This is a genomic window from Microbacterium yannicii, from assembly GCF_024055635.1.
Lineage (GTDB): Bacteria > Actinomycetota > Actinomycetes > Actinomycetales > Microbacteriaceae > Microbacterium > Microbacterium yannicii.
Window position 1 is genome coordinate 40,875 of record NZ_JAMXMB010000011.1, and the last position, 23,755, is coordinate 64,629.

Sequence of the window (23,755 nt, forward strand, 5' to 3'; positions counted from 1 at the left end):
ACCCTAGCGCCACCGTGCGTCGGCGTCCTGATGTGAGATTCACTTTTCCTCCTTTGGAATAGGGCAGATGCCCGTAGTGCATGTGTTGCGCGCCGCTGGGAGAGTGCCGGGACACTACCCTTTGAGCCCTCCCGCAAAACCCTTGATCACGTACTTCTGCAGGGAGAAATACACGATCAGGATCGGGATGACAGTGATGACGAGCCCCGCGAAGATCAGTGGCCAGACCGTGACGTACTGACTGACGAAGCTGTAGATCGCGACAGGGGCCGTGGTGTTGTCGCTGCCCGACAGATAGAGCAGGGGGACGAAGAACTCGTTCCAGATCCCGACCAGATTCAGGATGATCACGGTGCCCGTGACGGGACGCACCAGAGGGAAGACGATGCTCACGAACGCGCGCACGGGGCCGCAGCCGTCGAGCAGGGCTGCCTCCTCGTAGTCCATCGGCAGCTCGCGCAGGAACGTCGTGTACAGGAAGATCGAGAACGGCATGCCGGTGCCGACATTGATGAAGATCACAGCCGCCAGTGACCCGATGAGGTGGATGTCCCGCATTGTCGTATATAGCGGCAGGAGCGCGAGCTGGGCGGGGACGATGAGACCGCCGATGAACAGGTAGAACGTCCACCGCGACCAGCCGCGGGTCACCCGGGCGAGCGGATATGCGGCAAGGGCGGAGATGATCACGATGAGTGCCACGCTCACGACCGCGATGACGGCGCTGTTGACCAGCGCGGCTCCGAGCTCGGCCTGCTCCCATGCCTGGACATAGTTGTCGAGCGTCGGAGGCCATGCGAAGGTGAGGGCTCCCGTGCCGCTGTTGACGGGCTTCAGAGAGACGTTGACCAGTGCGACAAGCGGAATCGCGAAGACGATGGCTGCGAGGATCAGGACGATCTCGCGGATGAGAGTGGTCGCGGTGTAGCGGCGGTACATCAGCTGGCCTTCCGCGAGGTGAGGCGGTACTGCACGGCGGCCAGTCCGGCGATGAGCACCGTCATGACCACGGCGAGAGCCACCGAGAAGGGGTACTCGCCGAGCGCGAACGCGTTCTTGAAGATGAGGGTGGAGATGGTCTCGGTCGCCGTCCCCGGCCCTCCTCCCGTCATCGCGACCACCTGGTCGAACTGCTTGAGCCCTCCGATGAGCGACAGCATGACGTTGATGACGACGGCGCCATTGAGCAAGGGGAGGATGACGCTCCAGAAGCGGCGCCACGGTCCCGCGCCGTCGATGATGGAGGCCTCCATGATCTCGTCGGGGATCGCCTGCAGCCCCGCGAGGAAGATCACCATCGAATAGCCGGAGAACTGCCACACGATCGCCACGATGATGGAGCCGAGCGCGAAACGCGGATCGCCGAGCCAGTCCTGTGCGAGCCCTCCGAGGCCGATGGCTCGCAGCGCCTCGTTGACCGCCCCGTTCGGCGAGAGAAGGTAACTCCAGACGTACCCGGCGACGAGGGGCGTGAGCACGACCGGCGCGAAGAAGACGACGCGGAGGACGTATCGCGACTTGACGACGGAGTTGAGTCCGAGCGCCAAGGCGAGACCGATGGCGTTCTGCACCACGGTTGCGACGACGGCCAGGACGATGGTGTTCAGCAGCGCGGCGCGAGCGGCACGGTCGTTGAAGACGTCGGCGAAATTCTGAAGCCCGACGAAGCTCCAGTCATCACCGAGACCGTTCCAGTCGGTGAAGGAGAAGAAACCGCCGCGCACACTGGGCACGACCACGATGAACAGGTAGATCGCAATCGCTGGCGCGATGAACCACCAGGGCACCTGCACGCCCGCGCGGCGTGAGGGTCGCGGATTCGGGGCGGACCGCCGCGTCCGCTGAGGGGGGCGCGGCAGTTCGGCTGCGGGCGCCGCCTCGCTTGTCGTCCAGACCACTTCGTCTACTTCCCCTCGCGATCCGTATTGACATGTGGATCGATTCACAAGACACTTTACACACACCTGGCGGATGATGCGCAAGCTCGATTCTCGCCGCAGGTGAATCGATCCACATGCTAGTGGTCAATGTCCTTGAGCGAGGTTTTCCTGTGCACATGAACGGCGTGCTGTTCTTCCCTGTGACGCCTTTCGATGCGTCCGACCAACTGAACGTGGAGGTGTTCGAGGAACACCTCTCCCGGGCGCTGGCCCACTCACCGGGTGCCGTCTTCCCCGCGTGCGGAACGGGCGAGCTCCACGCGCTGGACGAGCGGGAGTACGACACCCTCGTCAGCGTCGCAGTGGCCGCAGTAGGCGGCTCGGCACCCGTCATCGCCGGCACGGGAGGCAGTGTGGCGCAGGCGAGATCCATGGCGCGGGCCGCCGCGAAGAGGGGCGCCGATGCACTCCTCGTCCTTCCCCCGTACCTGGTCTCCGGTCCGCAGCGCGGGATGGTCTCATACGTCCAGGCAGTGGCCAGCGCGTCCGACCTTCCGGTCATCGTGTACAACCGTGGACTGGCGACATTCACGCCCGCGTCGATCGCCGAACTGCTCGAGGATCCTCGGATCATCGGCGTGAAGGACGGGGTCGGAAACATCGCCGCGGTCCAGCAGTTCACGCTCGCGGCGTCGCGCACCGGCCGGGATGTCCTGTTCTTCAACGGACTGCTCACCGCCGAGCTCAGCCAGCGCGCGTACGCGTCGATCGGTGTCCCGCTGTATTCGTCGGCCGTCTTCGCGATGGTCCCTGAGGTCGCGAGCTCGTTCTTCGAGGCCTACGTGAACGGCGACACCGCACGTCAAGCTGATCTATTGACGCACTTCTACGAGCCGCTCGTCCGTCTTCGCGACCGCGTGCCCGGGTACGGCGTCTCGCTCATCAAAGCCGGATTGCGGCTTCGAGGTTTGGACGTCGGGTCGGTTCGACCCCCGCTCGTTGACCCGTCTCCCGACGACCTGCGTGAACTGGAGCGGCTGCTGTCCGTGGGAGTGGAGCTCGCGGGATGAGCGTCATCGAGGACATCGATCCGGTCATGGCTGCGGCGGCCGCGGCGGCACCCGCAGCCGGTGCCGCGACCCCTGCCACCCGAGCGGGCTGGCTCGACGCGGTCGCGAAGGCGCTCGACGCGTGTGCCGACGAGCTCGTCGGAATCGCGGATCGGGAGACGCGCCTCGGCGGTGCCCGGCTCTCTGGGGAACTCGTGCGCACCACGAACCAGCTGCGCTTCTTCGGGCGGATCGCCGTCGAAGGTTCGTACCTCGAGGTCTGCATCGACCACGCCGATCCGGCAGCTGTGCCACCGAGGCCGGATCTGCGGCGCATGCTCCGACCGCTGGGGCCCGTTGCGGTCTTCGCCGCGTCGAACTTTCCTTTCGCATTCTCCGTCGCCGGCGGAGACACCGCATCGGCTCTGGCTGTGGGCTGTCCCGTGGTGGTGAAGGCCCACCCGGGACACCCGGAGCTCTCCCGGCGGGTGGCCGGCATCATGGCCGCCGCACTCGCAGACGCCGGGGCGCCTGACGGTGTCTTCGGGATGGTCGAAGGGTTCGAATCGGGACCGGCGCTCGTGACACATCCCACGACCTCGGCTGTCGCGTTCACCGGCTCGACCGCGGGGGGTCGCGCGCTGTTCGACCTGGCCGTGGGGCGGCCGGACCCCATCCCCTTCCACGGCGAACTGGGAAGCATCAACCCCGTCGTCGTTCTGTCCGCCGCTGACGCGGCTCGTGGAGGCGAGCTCGCCGACGGCCTCGCGGCGTCCATGCTCTCGGGCGTGGGTCAGTTCTGCACCAAACCGGGGGTGGTGTTCGTTCCGCGACGCTCCAAGGTCGAGTCCTCCATCCGCGTCACAGGCCCACTCCCGACGATGTTGACTCCCGCCATCCAGGCGGCGTTCGAGCGCGGGATCGCGGATCTCATCTCCACCCCGGGAGTCGAGGTGATCTGCGGCGACCCAGGGGGCCCGGTCGTGCTGGCGGCGGACGATGTGGCGGTCATACGTCACCCGGCCCTGCTGCGCACGGAGGTGTTCGGACCCGTCACCTTGCTCGTGAGGTACTCGGGTGAAGGACTGAGCGAGGCGCTGCGCCTCCTCGAGGGCAGCCTCACCGCAACCGTGCACGCAGAACCCTCCGACCCTGTGGAGGCTGTGAGCGCGCAACTGGAACCGCTGGTAGGTCGCCTGCTGTTCGACGGGTGGCCCACCGGAGTGGCCGTCGCGTGGTCCCAGCACCACGGCGGACCGTGGCCGGCGTCCACGTCGCAGTTCACCTCGGTCGGCGCCACCGCCGTGCGGCGCTTTCTGCGACCGGTGGTTTATCAGAGCGCTCCGGACGCGCTCCTTCCCCCGGCGCTGCGAGAGCACAACCCGTGGGGGATCCCGAGGCGGGTGGACGGGCGCATCGATCTCCCCCCGCGAATGGCCGGCTGACGGCATCCGTCTCGCCGGTCGGCAGCTCCAGCCTCTCCCCGATCACCCGGGAGCTTGCGCCGCATCCGCTTCCTCGACGAAGGGCTGCGGCTGGATCTGGAGCTCTCCGCCGAGCGCCGGTTCGGCAACGGCTCGGTGTACCTCGGGTACCGCGTGCGGCGGGGGTGAGGGGTGCGGCGAGGGGGACCGGCCGCGGACGCCGGATAATAACTGCTCGCGAGGACGCGGATCAAGGGGTTTGACATCGCGGAGGTGCGCCATGATCATGCGGGCATGAGCGAATCCCTGGCCCCGACGTCGATCCGTGCAGCGTGCTGCAGCTGACCGGATGCGGGTCGATCACCATCGACCGGCACGGGGTCATCCTGAACGTCAATGACAACATCCTCCAGTGGCTGAACTGCGAACGGGCTGAGGTGGTCGGGCGGCAGCTCGACGCGTTTCTGACGTTGCGGATGCCGCTGACCGGGTCGGCCGGGATGCTCCCGACCGACGCGACCCTGCGTGGCGTCTCCGGGGTCGTGAGGCCGGTCGTCGTCGGCTCGCTGGAAGAGTCCGGCTCCGGGACGCAGCAGATCGCGGTGTACGACGTCTCCACGCGATCCGCGTTCACCCTGGGCTTCCGCGGCGCGGAGGCCAAGACCGAGCGGGGCCGGCAGCGGCTGCAGATCCTGCTCAACTCCGCCGTCGGGTTCGGGAACGTGCGCTCCGAGGCGGATGCGGCCGAGCTGCTGGCGGATGTGGCCCAGCGCTCCTTCGCCGCGAGCTTCGTCAGTGTGCACCTTCTCCGGCCGGAAGGTCTCGTCCAGGTCGCGGGGGTGAACCCGCTCGCGGCGCACTGGCCGCCAGGATTCCGGCCGACCGGTGCGGTGACCCTGCTCAGCGGGGAAGTGCTGGTCGTGCGCACTCCCGCGGACGCGGACGGGTACCTGCCCGGTGTCGGCATGAGCGACGTCTACCGAGCAGGCGGCATCCACGCGGCGATCTCGTCGCCGTTGCGATCGCACGGCGAGGCGATCGGCTCGATGATCTGCTACTTCGACCACCCGCGCGAGTTCGATGAGGAGGCCGTGCCCCTCGCCGAGGCACTCACGAACCAGGCTGCGCAGGCGGTCGCCCGCATCCGCCTCGAAGACACCCTGCGCCGTGCCGCGATGCACGACGAGGTCACCGGCCTGCCCAACCGGCGCCTGGTCGAGGAGGATGTCACCCGGACGATGCGCGACTGCACCGCGCTCAGCGTGCTGTTCGTCGACTTGGACGGCTTCAAGGCGGTCAACGACCACCTCGGCCACGCCGCCGGAGATGCGCTGCTGCGGGAGGTCGGGCAGCGACTGCGCAGCAGCATCCGTGAGAGCGACGTGCTCGGGCGGTTCGGCGGGGACGAATTCATCGCGGTCGCCGCGGTGGACAGCGACGGCGACGCGGCGATGCTCGCCGACAGGATCCGAGCCGCGATCGCCCAGCCGTACGACGACCTGCCACCCGGGATCGCGATCACTGCGAGCGTCGGCGTCGTCACGGTCGGCAACGACGGAGCCCCTGTCATGGATCGGCTCATCCGCGCAGCCGATCACGCGATGTACGACGCGAAGATGGCGGGCGGCGACCGGGTCGCGGTGGGCGAGTTCTCGGACCACCAGCCTCGTGAGGTGGCGGGACTGGCGACGGACGACGGCGACGGGACCACGATCGGGTAGCGCGGGCCGGTATCACCGGCCCGCGCTCGACCGACGCACCTCAGTCCGCGGTCTCCTCAATCGGCGCCGTCGCGGCCGCGAGGCCCTGTTGAGCCAGCCACGCCAGCACGTCCTCGGCGACGGCCTGCCAGCCGGCATCCAGAGTCAGGGAGTGCCCCTTGCCTTCGTACTCGTGATAATCCGTCACCGACGAGGTGTTGTCGGCGTAGAGCTTCGACACGGCGACCGTCACCGACCGGGGAACGGTGTGGTCCTCGGTGCCGGAGGTGAGAAGCAGCGGGCCGCGCGCGGCGGTGTGGGTATCGACCGCGGCCGGCGAGTTCCGGACGAAGTTGGCGGTCGCATCCTCGAAGAGGGGGCGCCCGGGACCCGGGATCGTCCACGCGGCATGCAGAGCATCCGACTCCTCGTCGCTGATCGCGTTGCCGAAGGCGTACTTGAACTGCTTCTCATTCAGGGAGACGGTCCGAGACTTGTTCGCGGGGTTGCCGAGAACAGGGAACCCCGACTTCAGCTGCGAGAACGGAAGGATCTTCACGCCCTTGATCGGAGCGGGATCGATCGCCACAGCGGCCGCTACCAGGTCGTTCGCGAGCAGTTCCTGGGCGATCAGCCCTCCGAAGGAGTGGCCCACCACGATGGGCTTCTCTCCGAGCTGGTCGATGATGTCGGCATAGTGATGGCAGATCTCGGAGATGCCTTGGTTGTCGAGCCCGGCCGGGTTCCCGCGCGTGGCTTCGACCGAGTCCAGGTCGCCGGGCCAGCCGGGGGCCGATGTGGTGTAGCCGCGCTCCTCGAAGAGATCCTGCCAGGGCTTCCAGGCGGTGGCGTGGATCCAGAGTCCGTGGATGAAGACGACGTGCGTGGGCATGGATGCTCCTCGGGTGTGGGTGGGTTGGGTCGGGGCGCGTGGGCTGGGCATGCCACGGGGAGGGCGACGGCTCAGAGCGTCTTGATGAGACCGCCGTCGATGAGGAAATCGGAGCCGGTGACGTTCCCCGCGCGCTCGCTCGCGAGCAGAAGCACGAGATCGGCGACTTCACGGGGTTCGGTGAACCGCCCCGTGGAGAATCCGCCCTGTCCCGCGACGACCCGCTCTCGGGCCGTGGCGAAGTCGACGCCCATCTGCGCCGCAGCGGTGGCGGCGACGCCGTGCTCGCCGAGCCAGAGATCGGTTGCGACCGGCCCGGGACTGATGCTGTTGAAGCGGAGGTTGTTCGGCCCGTACTCCTTCGACAGCGACTTGGAGAGGTTCCAGACGGCCGCTTTGGCGGCTGAATAGTCGATGACTCCGGGATCGGGAAGGAAGGCGTTGACCGAGCCGATGGTGACGACGTTGCCCCGGCCGCGTGCGATCAGTTCGGGGATGGCGGCGCGGGTCATGCGGACCATGGTCAGGAAGCAGAGGTCGATCGTTCGTCGCCAGGAAGCGTCATCGATCGAGAGGAAGCCGTCGAAACGCAGACTGACGGCCCCCACGTTGTTGACGAGGACGTCGAGCCCGCCGCGTGATCGTGCCGCATCGACCAATGCCTTGGGAGCTTCGTCGGCGGTCAGGTCCACCGGAACGAACGTCACCGCTCCCGTGTCGATGAGCGTGCCGAGAGCAGCGGAACTCGACCGAGATCCCGCGACGACATGTACGCCCTCGCCGGTGAGGGCCGTCGTCACTGCGAGCCCGATGCCCTTGCTCGCGCCGGTGACGATGGCGATCTTTCCGTCAAGTCCGAGGTCCATGGCTGCGACGATAGAAGTGCCGTCAGGCGGAGGTCGTGCCCCCGGTCTTCCTAGGTGTGCCACGGTCACCCTCGCCGGGTCTCTGCGCGGCGAGCAGCGACAGCATCTGGATCTTCTCCGCCGACGGACTGCCGGGGGCCGCGACGTACATGCCGAGCGCTTGGCCGCCCGTTCCGGGGAGATTGAACGTCTGGTAGCGCAACTCGATCGATCCGACCTCGGGATGCTGGAATGTCGACGGGTGCCCGCCGGGCATCCGCGTCTCGTGGCGCTGCCACATCCCCTCGAACTCGGGGTCCATGGCACGGAGATCGTTGAGCAGCGACGCCATCGCGGGGCCGTCGTCGTGTGGATCGACCGATGCCCGCAGGTACGCCACCGCCCGCGGAGCGGTCAGCCGCCAGTACGCGTCACGTGGCAGTCCCGGGTCGAAGGTCAATTTCACGAGGTTGTTCCCCACCCGGAATCCGGGGCTGAGCATCTGCCCGAGAGGATTGACGTAGATGATGTCCAGGCGCCGATTCACGACGTGCGCGGGTATCGAGGCCATCGAGGTGATGAGACCGACGAGACTCTCGCTGACGGTCTCAGGCGGCGCGGCACGCCCGACAGCGGGGCGAGCGAGCCGGTGCAGGTGCGCAGCACCGTCGGCGTCGAGGGCGAGCGCGCCGATCAACCCCGCCAGTACAGCGGTGGAGGGGTTGTGCTCTCGTCCCTGCTCGAGCTTGAGGTAGTAGTCGGCACTGATGCCGGCGAGCATCGCGACTTCCTCGCGTCGCAGCCCGGCGACCCGTCGTGGCGAGTGGCTGCGGGGAAGTCCGACGTCTCCCGGCTCGAGCACGCTCCGACGTGCGCGAAGGAACTGCGCGAGCGGATTCACACCGTCCATGCGCACGCCCCTTCCCTACGGCACAGGATAGGAGGTCGGCGTGTACGGAGCGTGTCCCTCTCGCTCCTCCTCACATGGGCCGGCGCGGTACCGTCTCGCTGTGGGCGGCCAGCCAGAAGAGCCGCTGCTCGGACTCGCTTCCCGGCACGGTGTGGCCCATGACGACGAGCTGCCGGCTGTCGGGCAGGCGCAGCAGCTCGTAGGTGATCTCCAGCCGGCCGACGTGGGGGTGGTCCATGCTCACGTCGAGGGCATACGAGCTGGGCAGGGTGCCATTGCGCCACGCGATCTCGAAGGCGGTGCTCCGCAGAGTCAGCTCTGCGCGCAACTCCGCGAACCGCTCGGCGTCGGGACCCACCGGGTCCGGGTCCGCCACCGCCTCCTTCAGCAGCTCGATCATGCGGACCGACACCTCGCTCCATCGGGGGAGCGTTTCGCGCGCGCTCAGGTTCACGAAGGTGGCCTCGGCGAGATTCACGCCGGCGGTCAAGCTGGGAGACACCGCGCGGGCCAGTGCGTTCGAGGCGATGACGTCGAAGCGTTCGTTGGTGACGACGGCCGGCGTGGTGGGGAGCGAATCGATCAGTTCAGCAACGAGCGGATCGACGTGCTGCATGGCGACGAGCGTAACCGGACCCTGGGGATGCGGTGATGTCCCTCCTGCTCCTAGGCGGGCCGGGGTCAGCGTGGCCGAGCCGCTGTCATCCGAGCGACCGGAGAGCCTCCGCTGCGGGTGTACCCGGCTCGGCGTAGTGCGCGACGAGGGTCAGCTGTGCGTCTCCCGGCACGGCGAGACTCTGCCACTGGAGCGTGAGCAGACCGACGCCGTCGACATAGGTCGTACCGACCCCGCTCGATTGCACGGTGACATCGTGCCGGCCCCAGAGCCGGGCGAAATCCGGCTCGGTGACGAGCAGCCGCCCCACGAGCTCGTGCAGCCGAGGATCGTCTGGATCGCTGCGTTGCCGCAGAGCGGCCAATCCCAACAGGACGTGATCATCCCAGTCGGGCAGGTTCTCGCGGGCGGCTTCGGAGAACAGCGTGTCGAACATGTTCGACCCCACGGTCCCGAAGGTGAACACACGGCTCGCCCGTTCGTTCACAGCAAGGACGTCCTGGCAGGAGTTGATCACGTACGCCGCGGTCTCCTCGAATCCGTCCAGGAACGCGAACACGTCGTCGCCGAGCGAACCCGGCAGCGGAGCGAATGAACGCTGCGGCGGTGGGTCGGCGATCCTCGAGAGGTAGGAGGTCGCCGCCTCATCGAGATTCAGGGCTTTCGCGAGCGACGCGAGCACCTGATCGGACGGATGCGTGTCGCGACCCTGCTCCAGGCGCAGGTAATACTCCCGGCTGATGCCGGCGAGCAGCGCCACCTCTTCGCGACGGAGCCCGTCCACCCGCCGGCCGGCAACCGTCGGCAGTCCGACGTCGGCCGGCCTGACGGTCTGCCGGCGCGCACGCAGATAGTTGCCGAGCTCATTGATCGCCACGGACCTCAGCGTAGGGTGCGGCCTCCGGGAGCGACTCACGCTGCAACCAGAATGCCTCGGTGCGGTGGCGGGGCAGAGGAAATGAAGAAACCCCCTCCTGTAGAAGCCAGAAGAGGGTTTCAGTGGCTCCGACGGGCGTCGATCCCGTGACCTCACGATTTTCAGTCGTGCGCTCTACCAACTGAGCTACAGAGCCGCGCGGCATCTCTGCGTGGAGGATTACTCCTCTATATACAAGACCTGCCGCGTCCTAGACGAAAGGCCCTCTTCGAAAAAAGGGCCCGTCGCTCGGAGCGACCCTGACGGGACTTGAACCCGCGACCTCCGCCGTGACAGGGCGGCACGCTAACCAACTGCGCTACAGGGCCATGCTTTTGAATTGTGGGAGTGACCCCAACGGGATTCGAACCCGTGCTACCGCCGTGAAAGGGCGGCGTCCTAGGCCGCTAAACGATGGGGCCGGGTGAACCCTGGGGCTCACTGCCGAGGACCAAGCATACGTAATCACCAACCAAAACGCGAATCGAGGGCGTGGCGTCCTTGTGGATCATGCCGGCCGGGCGCACACTGGCCGAGCGACCGCTGCCCGGGCGGCGGATGCCATGCGTCCCTGGGGGGTTGCGCATGTTGCTGATGTTGCTAGTGTGAAACGAGTTGACGCCGCGAGGGGAGAACTCGGTGCAGCCCGATAACGTCACCGCGAAGACCCTGACCGATGCCGCCGACGAATGCGGGTGCGCCCCGTCTGCGGCGGAGCAGCGGCGCCTCTGGCCCGCGATGAACCGGCGCAGCGCGCTGGGGCTGGGCGTTCTGGGCTTCGCCGCGCTGAGCGCGGTGGGGGGCACGATCGGGCCGCTCGTCAGCCCGGCATACGCCGCCGACTACCCGTCGTGGGACGACGTCGTCGCCGCGAAGAACAACGAACAGGCGAAGGCCGCCGAGGTCACGAGGATCCAAGGCCTCATCGCCGGGCTCGAGGCCGATGTCGCGGCCAAGAATCAGATCGCCCAGCAGTTGGGCGACGAGTTCTACGTCGCCCAGCAGGCGTACTTCGACGCCGCGCTGCGCGCGGACCAGCTGCAGCAGCAGGCAGACGCGCAGGCCGCGGCCGCGGTGGATGCCGCCAACAAGGCCGGCAGAGTCGCGGCGCAGCTGTACCGCAACGGCGGCGACGACACGTCGCTCGAGCTCTTCTTCGCAGGCTCCGCCACCTCGGCGGACGATCTGCTTGCCCGCCTGGGTACCATGGACAAGCTCGTCCAGCGCAACCAGGACGTCTACGCGCAGGCGGTGACCGCACGCGACTCGGCGCAGAGCCTCAGCGATCAGGCCGCCGTGCAGCGGACCGAGCGCGACCGGCTGCAGAAGGTCGCCGAAGAGAAGATGATCGCCGCGCAGAAAGCCGCTGACGAGGCGCAGGCCGCGCTCGACGCGCAGAACGCGAAGCGCGGCGAGCTCGAGGCGCAGCTCGCCGCCCTGCAGGACACGGTCGCCAAGACCGTCGCCGACTACGAAGAGGGCGAGCGCGTCCGCAAGGCGGCCGAAGAAGCGGCTCGCGCCGCGGCCGCGGCGGCGGCGAAGGCTGAAGCCGATCGCCTCGCCCAGCAGAACAACGGCGGTGGTGGCGGCGGCGGTGGCGGCGGTGGCGGTGGCGTCGTGGGCTCCGGCTGGGCTCGCCCGTCGTCGGGCTGGCGCAGCTCGGGCTATGGTCCGCGCACGGTGCAGTGCGGCAACAGCTACTGCTCGAGCGGCTTCCACCACGGGGTCGACCTCGCGGCGGGCTGCAGTTCGGGCATCTACGCGGCATCCGCTGGTCGCGTCGTGTATGCCGGCCCGAATGGCGGCTACGGCAACTACATCAAGATCGACCACGGCGGCGGCATCGGCAGCGGCTACGGTCACATCCGCAACGGCGGCATCTTCGTCGGCGTCGGCCAATGGGTCGGTGCGGGCCAGCTGATCGCGAGTGAAGGAAACACCGGCAACTCGTTCGGCTGCCACCTGCACTTCGAGACCTACGTCAATGGTCGCGACGTCAACCCGATCTACTTCATGGCCGACCGCGGCATCTCGGTCTGACCCAGACGCCCGAGACGACGAAGAGCGGTCCCCGCTCCCCCTCCAGGCGCCGCTGGCGCGTCGCCCGGAGCCTCTGGGGGCGGGGGCCCAGCCGACGGCATCCGCTCTTCGTATGACAGCTGTCAGAGCGTGTTCGGCGCGACGCCCTCACCCTGGGTCGCGGTCTGGCCCTCGTGCTCCTTGAAGCGGTCGAAAGCCTCGCCGACGAGACGCTCGGCCTCGGCCGCGCTCGCCCACTCGTCGACCTTGACCCACTTGTTGGGCTCGAGGTCCTTGTAGTGCTCGAAGAAGTGCTCGATCTCCTTGCGGGTGAACTCCGGGATGTCGTTCACGTCCTGGATGTGCGCCCAGCGGGGGTCCTTGCCGAGCACCGCGACGACCTTGTCGTCGCCGCCGGCCTCGTCGCTCATCTTGAGCACGCCGACGGGGCGGACGCTGGCGAGCACTCCGGGCGCGAGCTCGAAATCGAGCAGCACCAGCACGTCGAGCGGGTCGCCGTCCTCGCCGAGCGTGTTCTCGAAGAACCCGTAGTTGGTCGGGTAGCCGAACGCGGTGTAGAGGATGCGGTCGAGGAACACCCGGCCGGTGCCGTGGTCGACCTCGTACTTCACGCGGCTGCCGCGCGGGATCTCGATGACGGCGTCGTACGCGCCCATAGTGAAGCTCCTTCGGAAAGACGGTGGGATGCCGCGACAAGCCTAGTCGCGCGACTCTTTGCGGCGTGCCCCGGGGTTCTTCCGGAGACGTGCCGGGTCGCTCGGTGAAAGAACCGGGCGGAATCGGCTCCAGAGGCCGCTTCGCACGCGCGTATTGCGGATCGAGCCCGCGTTCTTCACGCAGATGGCGGGATACCGTGGAGCCGTGGAGGAGCGCAGGCCCGGACTGGACCCCGCCGTCGCCGAGGTGCGGCTCGCGGTGCGGCGTGCGCTCGCGGGGCTCGAACCCGGAGCGACGGTGATCGTGGCGCTGTCCGGCGGCGCCGATTCGCTCGCGCTCGCGGCGGCGACGGCGTTCGAGGCTCCGAAGCTCGGCCTGCGCGCCGCGTCGGTGACCGTCGACCACGGACTGCAGGACGGATCGAGGGATGCCGCAGCCGCCGCGGCGGCGAAGGCCCAGGCCCTCGGGCTCGAGGCGGTCGTGACGCGCGTCGAGGTCGGCGCCTCGGGCGGGCCCGAGGCAGCGGCACGCGACGCGCGCTACCGCGCGCTGCGCGAGGCGGCCAGCGACGCCGGCGCAGCGGCGATCCTCCTCGGCCACACCCTCGACGACCAGGCCGAGACGGTGCTGCTCGGCCTCGCCCGGGGAGCGGGCGCGGCCAGCCTGCAGGGCATGGCCGACGTCGCGGAGCTCGACCACGTCGCTCTCCTGCGGCCTCTGCTGGGGGTGCGGCGGTCCACGACCCGCGCGGCGTGTGCCGCCGAGGGCCTCGAGCCGTGGGACGACCCGCAGAACGCCGACCACCGGTTCGCGCGGGTGCGCGTGCGCGAGAGGGTGCTGCCCGTCCTCGAGGCCGAGCTCGGGCCGGGCGTCGCCGACGCCCTCGCCCGCACGGCGGCCCAGCTGCGCGAGGACGCCGAGGCCTTCGACGAGATGATCGACGAGACCATCGAGGACATCGTCGAGCACGCGGAGGCAGGGATCTCGGTCTCGGCGCCTGCTCTCGCCGCGAACCCGGCGGCGCTTCGCCACCGCATCATCCGACACGTCGTCGCGAGCGAGTTCCACGAGAGCCTCACGCGGTCGCAGACCCTCGAGGTGGCGCGGTTGGTGACGGACTGGTCGGGTCAGGGACCCATCGACCTCCCGGGATGCCGCGCCCGCCGCGTCGGCGGACGCATCGAGTTCACGGCGCGCTGAGTCGCAGCAGGCGCCGGACGGGTGTACAGCGGCACCCCTCTAGACTCTTCCCATGCGCGCGGCCGACGTCTCTAGCGACCTCAACGAAGTCCTCGTCACCGAGGAGGAGATCCGAGCCAAGCTCGATGAGATCGCAGCGCGGGTCGCCGACGACTACGCCGACGAGGATCTCCTCCTGGTCGGCGTGCTCAAGGGCGCGGTCATGGTCATGGCCGACTTCTCCCGGGCGCTGAAGAAGCACATCACGATGGACTGGATGGCGGTCTCCTCGTACGGGGCCGGCACGAAATCCAGCGGCGTGGTCCAGATCCGCAAGGACCTCGACACCGACATCCTCGGCAAGCACGTGCTCATCGTCGAGGACATCATCGACTCCGGCCTGACCCTCAGCTGGCTGCTGGAGAACTTCGCGGCCCGCGGCGCGGCATCCGTCGAAGTCTTCGCACTGCTGCGCAAGCCCGAGGCCGCCAAGGTCGAGGTGCACTGCAAGTACGTGGGCTTCGACATCCCGACGGAGTTCGTCGTCGGCTACGGCCTCGACTACGCCGAGAAGTACCGCAACCTGCGCGACGTCGCCGTCCTCGCCCCGCACGTCTACTCGTAGTCAGCGCGTTTCGTCTCGCTCGCTCGCTCGACGACCGAGACGGAACGTCGTGAACGAGGCGATTACGCCCGGGGCGAATGCACAGTCGACGCCTAGGAAGCGCGCGATACCCTGATTCAACCGTCGACGGGCGCTCTCCTGTCCGCGATGGCACGTCGACGAAAGGGGTCGGGCTCTCGCCCGCGCCATGGACTTCAAGAAGATCACCCGCAACCCGCTCTTCTACGTCCTGCTGATCGGGGTCTTCCTCATCGTGGGGTTCTCGCTCATCTCGAGCCTGAACGGTGCGAAGCAGATCTCCACGCAGGAGGGTCTCGAGCTGCTCTCCGGCGAGACCGTCACCGAGGTGGTCAACACCGACGGCGATCAGCGTGTCGACATGAAGCTCTCGAAGGAGTACGAGGGCGCGACGGACGTCCAGTTCTACTACGTCACCGCACGTGCCGCCGAGGTCGTCGACGCGGTGAACGCGGCCGACCCGAAGGACGGCTTCAACGACGCCGTGCCGCGTGCGACCTGGTTCGACGGCTTCCTCTCGCTCCTCCTGCCGATCCTGCTGCTGGGCCTGCTGTTCTGGTTCCTGATGTCGAGCGCGCAGGGCGGCGGCAGCAAGGTCATGCAGTTCGGCAAGTCGCGGGCGAAGCTCGTGACCAAGGAGATGCCGCAGGTCACGTTCCAGGATGTCGCGGGCTCCGACGAGGCGATCGAAGAGCTCGAAGAGATCAAGGACTTCCTGAAGGACCCGTCGAAGTTCCAGGCGGTCGGCGCCCGCATCCCGAAGGGCGTGCTGCTGTACGGCCCTCCCGGAACCGGCAAGACCCTTCTCGCACGCGCCGTCGCCGGCGAGGCGGGCGTGCCGTTCTACTCGATCTCGGGCTCGGACTTCGTCGAGATGTTCGTGGGTGTCGGCGCCAGCCGCGTGCGCGACCTCTTCAACACCGCCAAGGACAACTCCCCGGCCATCATCTTCATCGACGAGATCGATGCGGTCGGCCGTCACCGCGGCGCCGGCATGGGCGGCGGCCACGACGAGCGCGAGCAGACGCTCAACCAGATGCTCGTCGAGATGGACGGCTTCGACCCGAAGGTCAACGTCATCGTGATCGCGGCCACCAACCGCCCCGACATCCTCGACCCGGCACTGCTGCGCCCGGGACGCTTCGACCGCCAGATCGGTGTCGACGCGCCCGACTTCCGCGGTCGCACCAAGATCCTCGAGGTGCACGGCCGCGGCAAGCCGCTGGCGGACGGCGTCGACCTCGAGGTCGTCGCCCGCAAGACGCCCGGCTTCACCGGCGCCGACCTCGCCAACGTGCTGAACGAGGCCGCCCTTCTCACCGCGCGCTCGAACGCGCAGCTGATCGACAACCGCGCGCTCGATGAGGCCATCGACCGCGTGATCGCCGGCCCGCAGCGCCGCACCCGCGTGATGAAGGACAAGGAGAAGCTCATCACCGCGTACCACGAGGGCGGTCACGCGCTCGCGGCTGCGGCGATGAACCACACCGACCCGGTCACGAAGGTCACGATCCTCCCGCGTGGCAAGGCGCTCGGCTACACGATGGTGCTGCCGCTGGACGACAAGTACTCCGTCACGCGCAATGAGCTGCAGGATCAGCTCACCTACGCCATGGGCGGCCGTGTCGCGGAGGAGATCGTGTTCCACGACCCGACCACGGGGGCGTCGAACGACATCGAGAAGGCGACCAGCATCGCCCGCAAGATGGTCACCGAGTACGGCATGACCGGCGACATCGGCCCGGTCAAGCTGGGCCAGTCGTCGGGCGAGGTCTTCATGGGCCGCGACATGGGCCACGGCCGCGAGTTCTCGGAGCGCATCGCCGAGCGCGTCGACACGCAGGTGCGCGACCTCATCGAGCAGGCCCACAACGAGGCCTACGAGGTCATCAACGCCAACCGCGCGGTGCTCGACAAGCTCGCCCTCGAGCTTCTCGAGAAGGAGACGCTCGACCACCTGGAGCTCGCCGAGATCTTCAAGGACGTCAAGCGCCTGCCCCCGCGTCCGCAGTGGCTGTCGAGCGAGCAGCGCCCGCCGTCGACGCTGCCCCCGATCGACGTGCCGAAGCGCCGCGACGAGGCAGGCCTCGCCGCGAGCGTCGAGGCCGAGCAGCCGGCCGCCGAGAAGGCGTCCAAGCGTCGTGCCACCGGACAGGCGCGGCCCGCGACCGCGTAGGCTCGGCCCGTGGCCGTCGATCGTGAGCGCATCGCCGCGCTCGTACGCGAACTGCTGGAGGCGATCGGCGAAGACCCCGAGCGCCCCGGACTGAGGCAGACGCCCGAGCGCGTCGCCGACGCGTACGCCGAGTTCTTCGCCGGAGTGGGAGAGGATGCCGCGGCCCCGCTCGCCCGCACCATCTCGGTGTCGCGCGGGCCGGCGCCCGACACACTCCCGTCGGGTGCCGTCATGCTGCGCGACATCCTGTTCCGCTCGGTGTGCGAGCACCATCTGCTGCCCTTCCGCGGCCATGCGCACCTCGCCTATCTGCCCGGCGAGCAGGTCGTCGGGCTGGGGGCGCTGCCGAAGGTCGTCGAGATCCTGTCGTCGCGCCCTCAGGTGCAGGAACGCCTCGGTGAGCAGATCGCCGACGTGATCGCGGCATCCCTCGACGCGCGCGGGGTGCTGGTCGTGCTGGAGGCGGCGCACGAGTGCGTGACGATGCGCGGCGGACGGCAGCCCGACGCCTCCACCGTCACGATCGCCGCTCGCGGCGAACTGGCCGAGCCGGCGGCACGCGCCGAGCTGGTCGCCCTGATCGGTGCGTCCCGGGGGATGCGCGCATGACGCTCATCATGGGCGTCGTCAACGTGACGCCGGACTCGTTCAGCGACGGCGGACGGCATGCGGATGCCGAGGCCGCCGTCGCCCACGGACTGGCGCTGCACGCGCAGGGCGCTGACATCCTCGATATCGGAGGCGAGTCCACGAGGCCCGGCGCCGACCGCGTCGATCCTCGCGTGGAGCAGGACCGCGTGCTCCCCGTCGTGCGGGCCCTCGCCGACGCCGGTGTCGTCGTGAGCATCGACACGATGAATGCCTCGACGGCGCTCGCCGCCGTCGCGGCCGGCGCACGCATCGTCAACGATGTGTCGGGCGGCATGGCCGACGCCGACATGCTGCCGGCTGTCGCGTCGACCGATGCCGACGTGGTGCTCCAGCACTGGCGGGGCCACTCCGCCGACATGTACGCCCGAGCCGTCTACGACGATGTCGTGACGGAAGTGGTCCACGAGCTGCGCGCACGCGTGGAGGCCGCGGCGCTGGCCGGGATCGCGCCCGATCGGGTGATCGTCGACCCGGGCATCGGCTTCGGCAAGCTCGGTGAGCAGAATTGGCAGACGCTGCGCGGGCTCGAGCGCTTCGTCGCGATGGGTCCACGGGTGCTGATCGGCACGAGTCGCAAGCGTTTCCTCGCCGACGCCCTCGTCGGCGACCGCGGCGACCCCGCCGACGCGACCGAGGCGACCGAGGCGAGGCGCGACCTGGCGACGGCCGTGACCAGTGTGTTGGCCGCCCAGGCGGGAGTGTGGGGCGTGCGCGTCCACGATGTCGCCGCTACGCGCGATGCTCTCGTGATCGCCGAGCGCTGGACCGGCGTGCGTCAGGCCGACCGATCGCGCAGCCGGGAGGGCTGATGGACTTCATGGACGAGATCACGCTGACCGGCGTGCGCGCCTTCGGGTATCACGGCGTGTTCGCCGAAGAGCGACGCGAGGGTCAGGAGTTCGTCGTCGACGCGACGCTGTTCGTCAGCACCGCGCAGGCCGCGGCATCCGACGACGTCGCCGACACGGTCCACTACGGCGAGGTCGCCGAGCGCATCGTCGAACTCGTCGGCGGCGAGCCGCTGAACCTCATCGAAGGCCTCGCCGTCCGCATCGCCGACGACCTCCTCGCCCGCGACGGCGTGAAGATGGCAGCGGTCACGGTCCACAAGCCCCACGCGCCGATCACCGTGCCCTTCGCCGATGTGTCGGTGACCGTCCGGCGCGTCCGCCCCGGAGAGCAGAACTGGACGGTGGGATCGTGAGCCGTCGCCTCGCGCAGGGCTTCGATCGCGATGTCGAGCGCCATCCGCGCGGCCCCGTCGAGGCCGTCGTCGCCCTGGGCGCGAACCTCGGCGATCGCGCCGAGACCATGACGGCGGCGATCACGGACCTCGCCCGGGTGCCCCTGGTCGACGCCGTCCGCGTGTCGGAGCCGATCGAGTCTGTCGCGATGAAGCCGGAGGGACCGGATGCCGCGGCCCCGGCGTATCTGAACGCCGTGGCGATCCTCACCACGCGCCTCGCGCCGTCCGTGCTGCTGGGGTACCTCCATGCCATCGAGCAGCGGCACGGCCGGGTGCGGTCGGCCGCCCGCTCCGCGAACGAGGCCGGGTGGGAGGATCGCACGCTCGACCTCGATCTCATCGCCTACGGCGATGTCGTCAGCGACGACCCTCGACTCGTGCTGCCGCACCCGCGCGCCGCCGCCCGCGACTTCGTGCTGGGGCCCTGGCTGACCGTCGACCCGGATGCTGTGCTGCCGGGTGCAGGTCGTGTCGACGAGATCCTCCGGCGGCTGGGCGAGGCGGGGCCGCGATGAAACGCACCGGTGCCGGCGTTCTGGCCATCTCGGCGATCCTCGGTGTCGCCGCGGGCTTCCTCGTCGACCAGCTGCTCACGTCCTCCGGGCGCCCGACGTTCACCCCCGCGGTGACCCTGCCGATCCTCCTCGTCCTGCTGGGCGCGCTGGCGATCGCGCTGGCCGTCCCGATCCGACGCGCCACGCGCGGCACCTCGACGGCGAAGGTCGACCCCTTCCGTGCCGTGCGCGTCGCGATGCTCGCCAAAGCCTCCAGCATCGTGGGCGCCGCGGTCGGCGGCGTCGGAGCGGGTCTGTGGATCTTCCTGGCGACCCGGCCGGTCACGCCATCGCTAGGCTCGTTGGGAGCGGTCATCGCGACGACCGTGAGCGGCGCCCTGCTGGTCGCCGCCGGCCTCGTCGCGGAGCACCTGTGCACCATCCGGAAGGACGATGATGACGAACAGCCCGGAGGCGACGACCCCGGACTCGAACCCCGCCTCCACGACCACTGAGGCCGGGAGCGGGTTCGACGGCATCGTCGAGCCGCGATCCGAGAACCGGTTGGTGCTCCAGGGTGGGGTGTGGCACCAGATCTCGCCGAAGTACGTGACGGTGCAGCTGATCTCGACCGGCTCGTTCCTGGTGCTCGTCATCGCGGCCACCCTGGTGCTCACGCTGCTGATGCACCAGCTGTGGGCCTGGATCCCGGGCGGCATCCTGACGGTCATCCTCGCCTGGACGCTCGTGATCCTGCCGCGCCAGGCTCGCTCGATCGGCTACCAGCTGCGCGCCGACGACCTGGTCTTCCGCCGCGGCATCCTGTGGCAGCGGTTCGTCGCGGTGCCGTACGGGCGCATGCAGCTGATCGACATCACGCATGGCCCGCTCGACCGGGGCTTCGGAATCGCGCAGCTCAAGTTCGTCACCGCCGCGGCAGCGACCGGCGTCGTGATCCCGGGTCTCGAGCAGACCACGGCCGAGACGCTGCGCGACCACCTCGTCGACGTCGCCGAGAGCCGGCGCACCGGTCTATGACGTCGACCTCCGAACCCTTCGAAGCACCCGGCACGTCGACCGGCGTGCCGGGCGCGCCGCCCCCGCAGCTGGTGCGATCGCCGCTCAGCGACGGCGAATGGCATCGCCTGCACCCGCTCACGCCGCTCCTGCGCGGCGGGCTGTTCCTCATCGTCGTCATCGGCATCGTGTTCGCGAACCTCCGCGATCGCCTCGTGTTCATCTTCCTGCCGTGGCTCGCACCCGACATCGAAGACGAGGTCGGCGAATGGGAGGGAGCCGAGGGCGACCCGATCGACTTCATCATCGCGAACAACCTCTACGTCCTCGCCGGGCTGGCGGTGCTCGGGGTGCTGATCGTGCTGGTCGCCGTCTTCTACACCTCCTGGCGCTTCCACACGTTCCGGATCACTGACGACGACGTCGAGGTGCGCAGCGGCATCCTGTTCCGGACCCAGCGCCGTGCCCCGCTCGACCGCGTGCAGGGCGTCAATCTCACCCGGCCGATGATCGCGAGACTGCTGGGCATGGCGAAGCTCGAGGTCGTCGGGGCCGGAGCGGACGCCAACGTCAAGCTCGAGTACCTCTCCACGGCCAACGCCGAGGCAGTGCGCGCCGACATCCTGCGGCTCGCGTCCGGCCGTCGCCTCGGCATGACGTCCGGGACCGCCGCCCCACGGCCTGTGGGCAGGGCTGCCATGCTGAGCCAGACGGTGGGGCGCGAGATCACCGGCCTCATCGAGGGGCCCGAGGCGCCGGTGGCTGAGCTCGAATCCGTCGTGCACATCCCGGTGGGCCGGCTCGTGGCATCCCACATCCTCAGCATGTCGACGCTGGGGCTGCTGGTCGCCGTGGTCGCGATCGTGATCGGTGTCAGCCAGGGCGTCACCTGGCTGCTGTTCGGCTTCGTACCGGCCATCATCGGCTACGGCGCGTACTGGCTGCGCTCGATCGTCCGATCGCTGCGGTACGCGATCGCGCCGACGCCCGACGGCGTGCGCATCACGTTCGGCCTGTTCACCACCATCACCGAGATCGTGCCGCCCGGGCGCGTGCACGCGGTCGAGGTGACGCAGCCGATCCTCTGGCGCCCCGCCGGCTGGTGGACCGTCCGCATCAACCGCCTCACCGGTCGCAGCGTCGCCGACAGCAGCACCGATCAGTTCACGACCGCCCTGCCCGTCGGCACCGCCGCCGACGTCGAGCGGGTGCTGCGGCTGCTGCAGCCCGCTCTGCCCGACGGCGAGCGGGCTCTCGTCGTGCAGCAGGGCATGTTCGGGCCGGGGGAGGGCGACACCTTCACGAACACGCCGAAGCGCGCGTGGTGGATCCGGCCCCTGTCGTATCGCCGGAACGGATTCCGGCTCACCGGCGACGTCCTGCTGATGCGGCGCGGCGTCGTGTGGCGCAAGCTGGTGATCCTGCCGCTCGCACGCCTGCAGAGCCTCGGGCTGTACCAGGGCCCGCTCGACCGGGCGTCGGGTGTGACCAACGTGCGCGCGCACGTGGTGACCGGCCCGGTATCGCCGTTCCTGGCGGCGGTCGACCGCGACAGCGCGCTCGAGCTCTTCGACGATGTCGCGCGCGGTGCGGTGCGCGAAGCGCTCGCCGACCGCACGCATCGGTGGGCGCAGGAGGCGACGGATGCCGCAGCCGTCGCACCCGCCGGATCCACCGCAGCGGACGACGCCGGCGACGTTCCGTCTCGCTTCGGTCCCTCGACGTCCGAACCTCCGGTTGCGGTGGTCGAGCGGGCGAGCGCCGGCGAGCGAGACGACACCCGCCGAGCCTCCGAAGGCACGCCGAGCGAGGAGGACCGCACATGACCCGTGACGGGCGACTCGGAGTCGGGATCATCGGGGCCGGCCGTGTCGGGCCGGTGCTCGGTGCCGCGCTCGGCGGTGCCGGTCACGCGCTGGTCGGGATCACGCAGGGCTCCGACCCGGAACGGGTGCAGGCGATCCTGCCGGGAGTGCCGGTGCTGGACGCGACGGAGGTCGCACGGCGGAGCGAGCTGGTGATCGTCGCCGTGCCCCACGACCAGCTCGAGGGACTCGTGGCGGGTCTCGCCGAGGTCGGCGCCTGGCAGCCCGGACAGCTCGTGCTGCACACGGATCCGGCCTGGGGCGCCGGCATCCTGTCCCCTGCGGTCGCCAAGGGAGTCATTCCGCTCGCCGTCCATCCCGCGATCGAGTTCAGCGGCACATCGATGGATCTGCGGGCGCTCGCGAGCGCCTACGCCGCGGTCACCGCGCCCGGGCCGGTGCTCCCGATCGCGCAGGCCCTCGCGGTGGAGCTCGGCTGCGAGCCGGTCGTCGTCGAGGAATCTGCCCGGCCGGCGTACGGCGAGGCCATCGCGACGGCGCGCGTCTTCTCGCGGTCGATCGTGCACCAGGCGGCGGCGCTCCTCGCCGAGGCGGGGGTGCCGTACCCGGGGTCGTTCCTCTCCGCCCTGGCGCACACCACGCTCGATCACGCGCTCGCCGAGGCTGGCTCTGGTCCGGTGAGCGGTGAGCCCCCCGCTACGATCCAATGATGATCAGCACCATCGACGGGCTCCGTGCTCGGCTCGCCGAGGTCCGCGCGACGGCACCCGAGGCACGTGTCGCCCTCATCTCGACGATCGGCTCCCTGCACGACGGTCACATCGACCTCGTGCACCGGGCACGTGAGCTCGCCGACATCGTGGTCGTCTCGGTGTTCGTCAATCCGCTGCGCTTCGCCTCGCCGGCCGACTTCGCCGCGTATCCCCGCACCCCCGACGAGGACGCCCGGCTGCTCGAATCCCTCGGGGTCGACGTCGTCTTCGCGCCGGAGACGAAGGAGCTGCTGCCCGACGGCTCGGCGACGACGAAGGTCACGGCCGGCGACCTCGGCCTACGCTATGAAGGACGCTCGCGCCCGTTCTACTTCGACGGCCTCCTCACCGTCGAGGCGAAGCTGTTGCACCTCGTCCGGCCCGACGTCGCCGTCTACGGCGAGCGCGACCGGCAGCGCGTCTTCCTCGTGCGGCGCATGGTCCGTGACCTGTTCTTCGACGTCGAGGTGGCGACGGTGGAGACGGTACGCGGCGACGACGGCCTGCCGATCTCGACCCGCGTCGGGATGCTCGAGGACCGCGACCTCGCCGCGGCGGCCCTCCTTCCGGCGGCCCTGGATGCCGCCGCCGCCAACGCCGACCGCGGCATCGACGCGTGCATCGCCGCGGCCCAGTCCGCGCTCATGGGCGAGCCGCGCATCCGCCTGGAGTACCTGAGCGTCGTCGACCCGACGACGTTCCTTCCGGTCGACGAGGGCAGCACCGGTCCGGCACTCGCCCTCATCGCCGCGACGGTGGCAGGTCACCGCCTCATCGACAACGCCGAGATCTACCTCGGCTGAGGGTGCCGCGACGCCGGCGGGGGCCGGCAACGCAGGCCG

At 69.3% G+C, this 23,755-nt stretch carries 24 protein-coding genes and 3 tRNA genes; 16 read left to right on the forward strand and 11 right to left on the reverse strand.

Going from position 1 to position 23,755, the window contains the following annotated elements:
• Positions 1 to 114: 114 nt before the first annotated feature.
• A complete protein-coding gene (locus tag NCG93_RS05875; RefSeq protein WP_194414859.1) occupies positions 115 to 939 on the reverse strand; it encodes a carbohydrate ABC transporter permease in 825 nt (274 codons plus the stop codon).
• Positions 939 to 1,898: a carbohydrate ABC transporter permease gene (locus NCG93_RS05880; protein ID WP_206687655.1), complete on the reverse strand. Its 960-nt coding sequence runs from the start codon at positions 1,896 to 1,898 to the stop codon at positions 939 to 941. Before NCG93_RS05880 ends, NCG93_RS05875 begins: the two co-directional genes overlap by 1 nt.
• Before the next feature lie 152 nt (positions 1,899 to 2,050).
• Between NCG93_RS05880 and NCG93_RS05885 the strand changes: the two genes are divergently transcribed.
• The 3 genes from NCG93_RS05885 (at position 2,051) to NCG93_RS05895 (ending at position 6,074) form a co-directional block, all read left to right on the forward strand.
• Positions 2,051 to 2,950 carry a 5-dehydro-4-deoxyglucarate dehydratase gene (locus tag NCG93_RS05885; protein ID WP_194414858.1) on the forward strand — a complete coding sequence of 300 codons (900 nt, stop codon included), beginning with the start codon at positions 2,051 to 2,053 and terminating at the stop codon, positions 2,948 to 2,950.
• Positions 2,947 to 4,374 (forward strand): aldehyde dehydrogenase (NADP(+)), encoded by a 1,428-nt coding sequence (locus NCG93_RS05890; protein WP_194414857.1) that lies wholly within the window; start codon positions 2,947 to 2,949, stop codon positions 4,372 to 4,374. Before NCG93_RS05885 ends, NCG93_RS05890 begins: the two co-directional genes overlap by 4 nt.
• 311 nt (positions 4,375 to 4,685) lie before the next feature.
• Positions 4,686 to 6,074, forward strand: a complete 1,389-nt coding sequence (locus tag NCG93_RS05895; protein WP_194414856.1) for a sensor domain-containing protein — start codon at positions 4,686 to 4,688, stop codon at positions 6,072 to 6,074.
• Positions 6,075 to 6,114: 40 nt separating this feature from the next.
• On the opposite strand, the gene NCG93_RS05900 is transcribed toward NCG93_RS05895, so the two are convergent.
• The 8 genes from NCG93_RS05900 to NCG93_RS05935 all read right to left on the reverse strand — a co-directional run bounded on the left by NCG93_RS05900 (position 6,115) and on the right by NCG93_RS05935 (position 10,654).
• On the reverse strand, positions 6,115 to 6,945 hold the full coding sequence (locus NCG93_RS05900) for an alpha/beta hydrolase (protein ID WP_194414855.1): 831 nt from the start codon (positions 6,943 to 6,945) through the stop codon (positions 6,115 to 6,117).
• A gap of 71 nt (positions 6,946 to 7,016) precedes the next feature.
• On the reverse strand, positions 7,017 to 7,811 hold the full coding sequence (locus NCG93_RS05905) for an SDR family NAD(P)-dependent oxidoreductase (protein ID WP_194414854.1): 795 nt from the start codon (positions 7,809 to 7,811) through the stop codon (positions 7,017 to 7,019).
• 22 nt (positions 7,812 to 7,833) lie between these two features.
• Positions 7,834 to 8,700 carry a helix-turn-helix domain-containing protein gene (locus NCG93_RS05910; RefSeq protein WP_194414853.1) on the reverse strand — a complete coding sequence of 289 codons (867 nt, stop codon included), beginning with the start codon at positions 8,698 to 8,700 and terminating at the stop codon, positions 7,834 to 7,836.
• Positions 8,701 to 8,770: 70 nt separating this feature from the next.
• Positions 8,771 to 9,316 (reverse strand): MmyB family transcriptional regulator, encoded by a 546-nt coding sequence (locus NCG93_RS05915; protein ID WP_194414852.1) that lies wholly within the window; start codon positions 9,314 to 9,316, stop codon positions 8,771 to 8,773.
• An 85-nt stretch (positions 9,317 to 9,401) separates the two neighbouring features.
• Positions 9,402 to 10,193, reverse strand: coding sequence for a helix-turn-helix domain-containing protein (locus tag NCG93_RS05920; protein ID WP_194414851.1), 792 nt, complete (start codon positions 10,191 to 10,193; stop codon positions 9,402 to 9,404).
• A 123-nt stretch (positions 10,194 to 10,316) separates the two neighbouring features.
• A tRNA-Phe gene (locus tag NCG93_RS05925) sits at positions 10,317 to 10,389 on the reverse strand.
• 98 nt (positions 10,390 to 10,487) lie between these two features.
• A tRNA-Asp gene (locus NCG93_RS05930) sits at positions 10,488 to 10,561 on the reverse strand.
• Positions 10,562 to 10,581: 20 nt separating this feature from the next.
• Positions 10,582 to 10,654 (reverse strand) — tRNA-Glu (locus NCG93_RS05935).
• A gap of 217 nt (positions 10,655 to 10,871) precedes the next feature.
• On the opposite strand from NCG93_RS05935, the gene NCG93_RS05940 reads away from it, so the two are divergent.
• Positions 10,872 to 12,272, forward strand: a complete 1,401-nt coding sequence (locus tag NCG93_RS05940) for a peptidoglycan DD-metalloendopeptidase family protein (protein WP_194414850.1) — start codon at positions 10,872 to 10,874, stop codon at positions 12,270 to 12,272.
• 122 nt (positions 12,273 to 12,394) lie between these two features.
• On the opposite strand, the gene NCG93_RS05945 is transcribed toward NCG93_RS05940, so the two are convergent.
• The gene (locus tag NCG93_RS05945) at positions 12,395 to 12,928 is read right to left on the reverse strand and encodes an inorganic diphosphatase (RefSeq protein WP_194414849.1); all 534 of its coding nucleotides are present in this window, start codon (positions 12,926 to 12,928) and stop codon (positions 12,395 to 12,397) included.
• A gap of 184 nt (positions 12,929 to 13,112) precedes the next feature.
• Between NCG93_RS05945 and tilS the strand changes: the two genes are divergently transcribed.
• From tilS to panC, 12 genes are all read left to right on the forward strand, one after another.
• Positions 13,113 to 14,129 (forward strand): tRNA lysidine(34) synthetase TilS, encoded by a 1,017-nt coding sequence (gene tilS, locus NCG93_RS05950; protein WP_194415015.1) that lies wholly within the window; start codon positions 13,113 to 13,115, stop codon positions 14,127 to 14,129.
• Between the two features lie 52 nt (positions 14,130 to 14,181).
• Positions 14,182 to 14,733 carry a hypoxanthine phosphoribosyltransferase gene (gene hpt / locus NCG93_RS05955; RefSeq protein ID WP_194414848.1) on the forward strand — a complete coding sequence of 184 codons (552 nt, stop codon included), beginning with the start codon at positions 14,182 to 14,184 and terminating at the stop codon, positions 14,731 to 14,733.
• Between the two features lie 187 nt (positions 14,734 to 14,920).
• Positions 14,921 to 16,927: an ATP-dependent zinc metalloprotease FtsH gene (gene ftsH, locus NCG93_RS05960; RefSeq protein WP_194414847.1), complete on the forward strand. Its 2,007-nt coding sequence runs from the start codon at positions 14,921 to 14,923 to the stop codon at positions 16,925 to 16,927.
• A 9-nt stretch (positions 16,928 to 16,936) separates the two neighbouring features.
• Positions 16,937 to 17,536, forward strand: a complete 600-nt coding sequence (gene folE, locus NCG93_RS05965) for a GTP cyclohydrolase I (protein ID WP_194414846.1) — start codon at positions 16,937 to 16,939, stop codon at positions 17,534 to 17,536.
• A complete protein-coding gene (gene folP / locus NCG93_RS05970; protein ID WP_194414845.1) occupies positions 17,533 to 18,387 on the forward strand; it encodes a dihydropteroate synthase in 855 nt (284 codons plus the stop codon). Before folE ends, folP begins: the two co-directional genes overlap by 4 nt.
• 8 nt (positions 18,388 to 18,395) lie before the next feature.
• Positions 18,396 to 18,782 carry a dihydroneopterin aldolase gene (gene folB, locus NCG93_RS05975; protein WP_206687794.1) on the forward strand — a complete coding sequence of 129 codons (387 nt, stop codon included), beginning with the start codon at positions 18,396 to 18,398 and terminating at the stop codon, positions 18,780 to 18,782.
• Positions 18,779 to 19,339: a 2-amino-4-hydroxy-6-hydroxymethyldihydropteridine diphosphokinase gene (gene folK / locus NCG93_RS05980; protein WP_194414843.1), complete on the forward strand. Its 561-nt coding sequence runs from the start codon at positions 18,779 to 18,781 to the stop codon at positions 19,337 to 19,339. Before folB ends, folK begins: the two co-directional genes overlap by 4 nt.
• On the forward strand, positions 19,336 to 19,833 hold the full coding sequence (locus NCG93_RS05985) for a DUF3180 domain-containing protein (protein WP_194414842.1): 498 nt from the start codon (positions 19,336 to 19,338) through the stop codon (positions 19,831 to 19,833). Before folK ends, NCG93_RS05985 begins: the two co-directional genes overlap by 4 nt.
• Positions 19,775 to 20,356: a PH domain-containing protein gene (locus tag NCG93_RS05990; protein ID WP_194414841.1), complete on the forward strand. Its 582-nt coding sequence runs from the start codon at positions 19,775 to 19,777 to the stop codon at positions 20,354 to 20,356. Before NCG93_RS05985 ends, NCG93_RS05990 begins: the two co-directional genes overlap by 59 nt.
• The gene (locus NCG93_RS05995; RefSeq protein ID WP_194414840.1) at positions 20,353 to 22,161 is read left to right on the forward strand and encodes a PH domain-containing protein; all 1,809 of its coding nucleotides are present in this window, start codon (positions 20,353 to 20,355) and stop codon (positions 22,159 to 22,161) included. The genes NCG93_RS05990 and NCG93_RS05995 overlap by 4 nt, the downstream gene beginning before the upstream one ends.
• Entirely contained in the window at positions 22,158 to 22,871 is a 714-nt protein-coding gene (locus tag NCG93_RS06000; RefSeq protein WP_194414839.1) for a Rossmann-like and DUF2520 domain-containing protein, read from the forward strand. Before NCG93_RS05995 ends, NCG93_RS06000 begins: the two co-directional genes overlap by 4 nt.
• Positions 22,871 to 23,716, forward strand: a complete 846-nt coding sequence (gene panC / locus NCG93_RS06005) for a pantoate--beta-alanine ligase (RefSeq protein ID WP_194414838.1) — start codon at positions 22,871 to 22,873, stop codon at positions 23,714 to 23,716. Before NCG93_RS06000 ends, panC begins: the two co-directional genes overlap by 1 nt.
• The last annotated feature ends 39 nt before the right edge of the window (positions 23,717 to 23,755 follow it).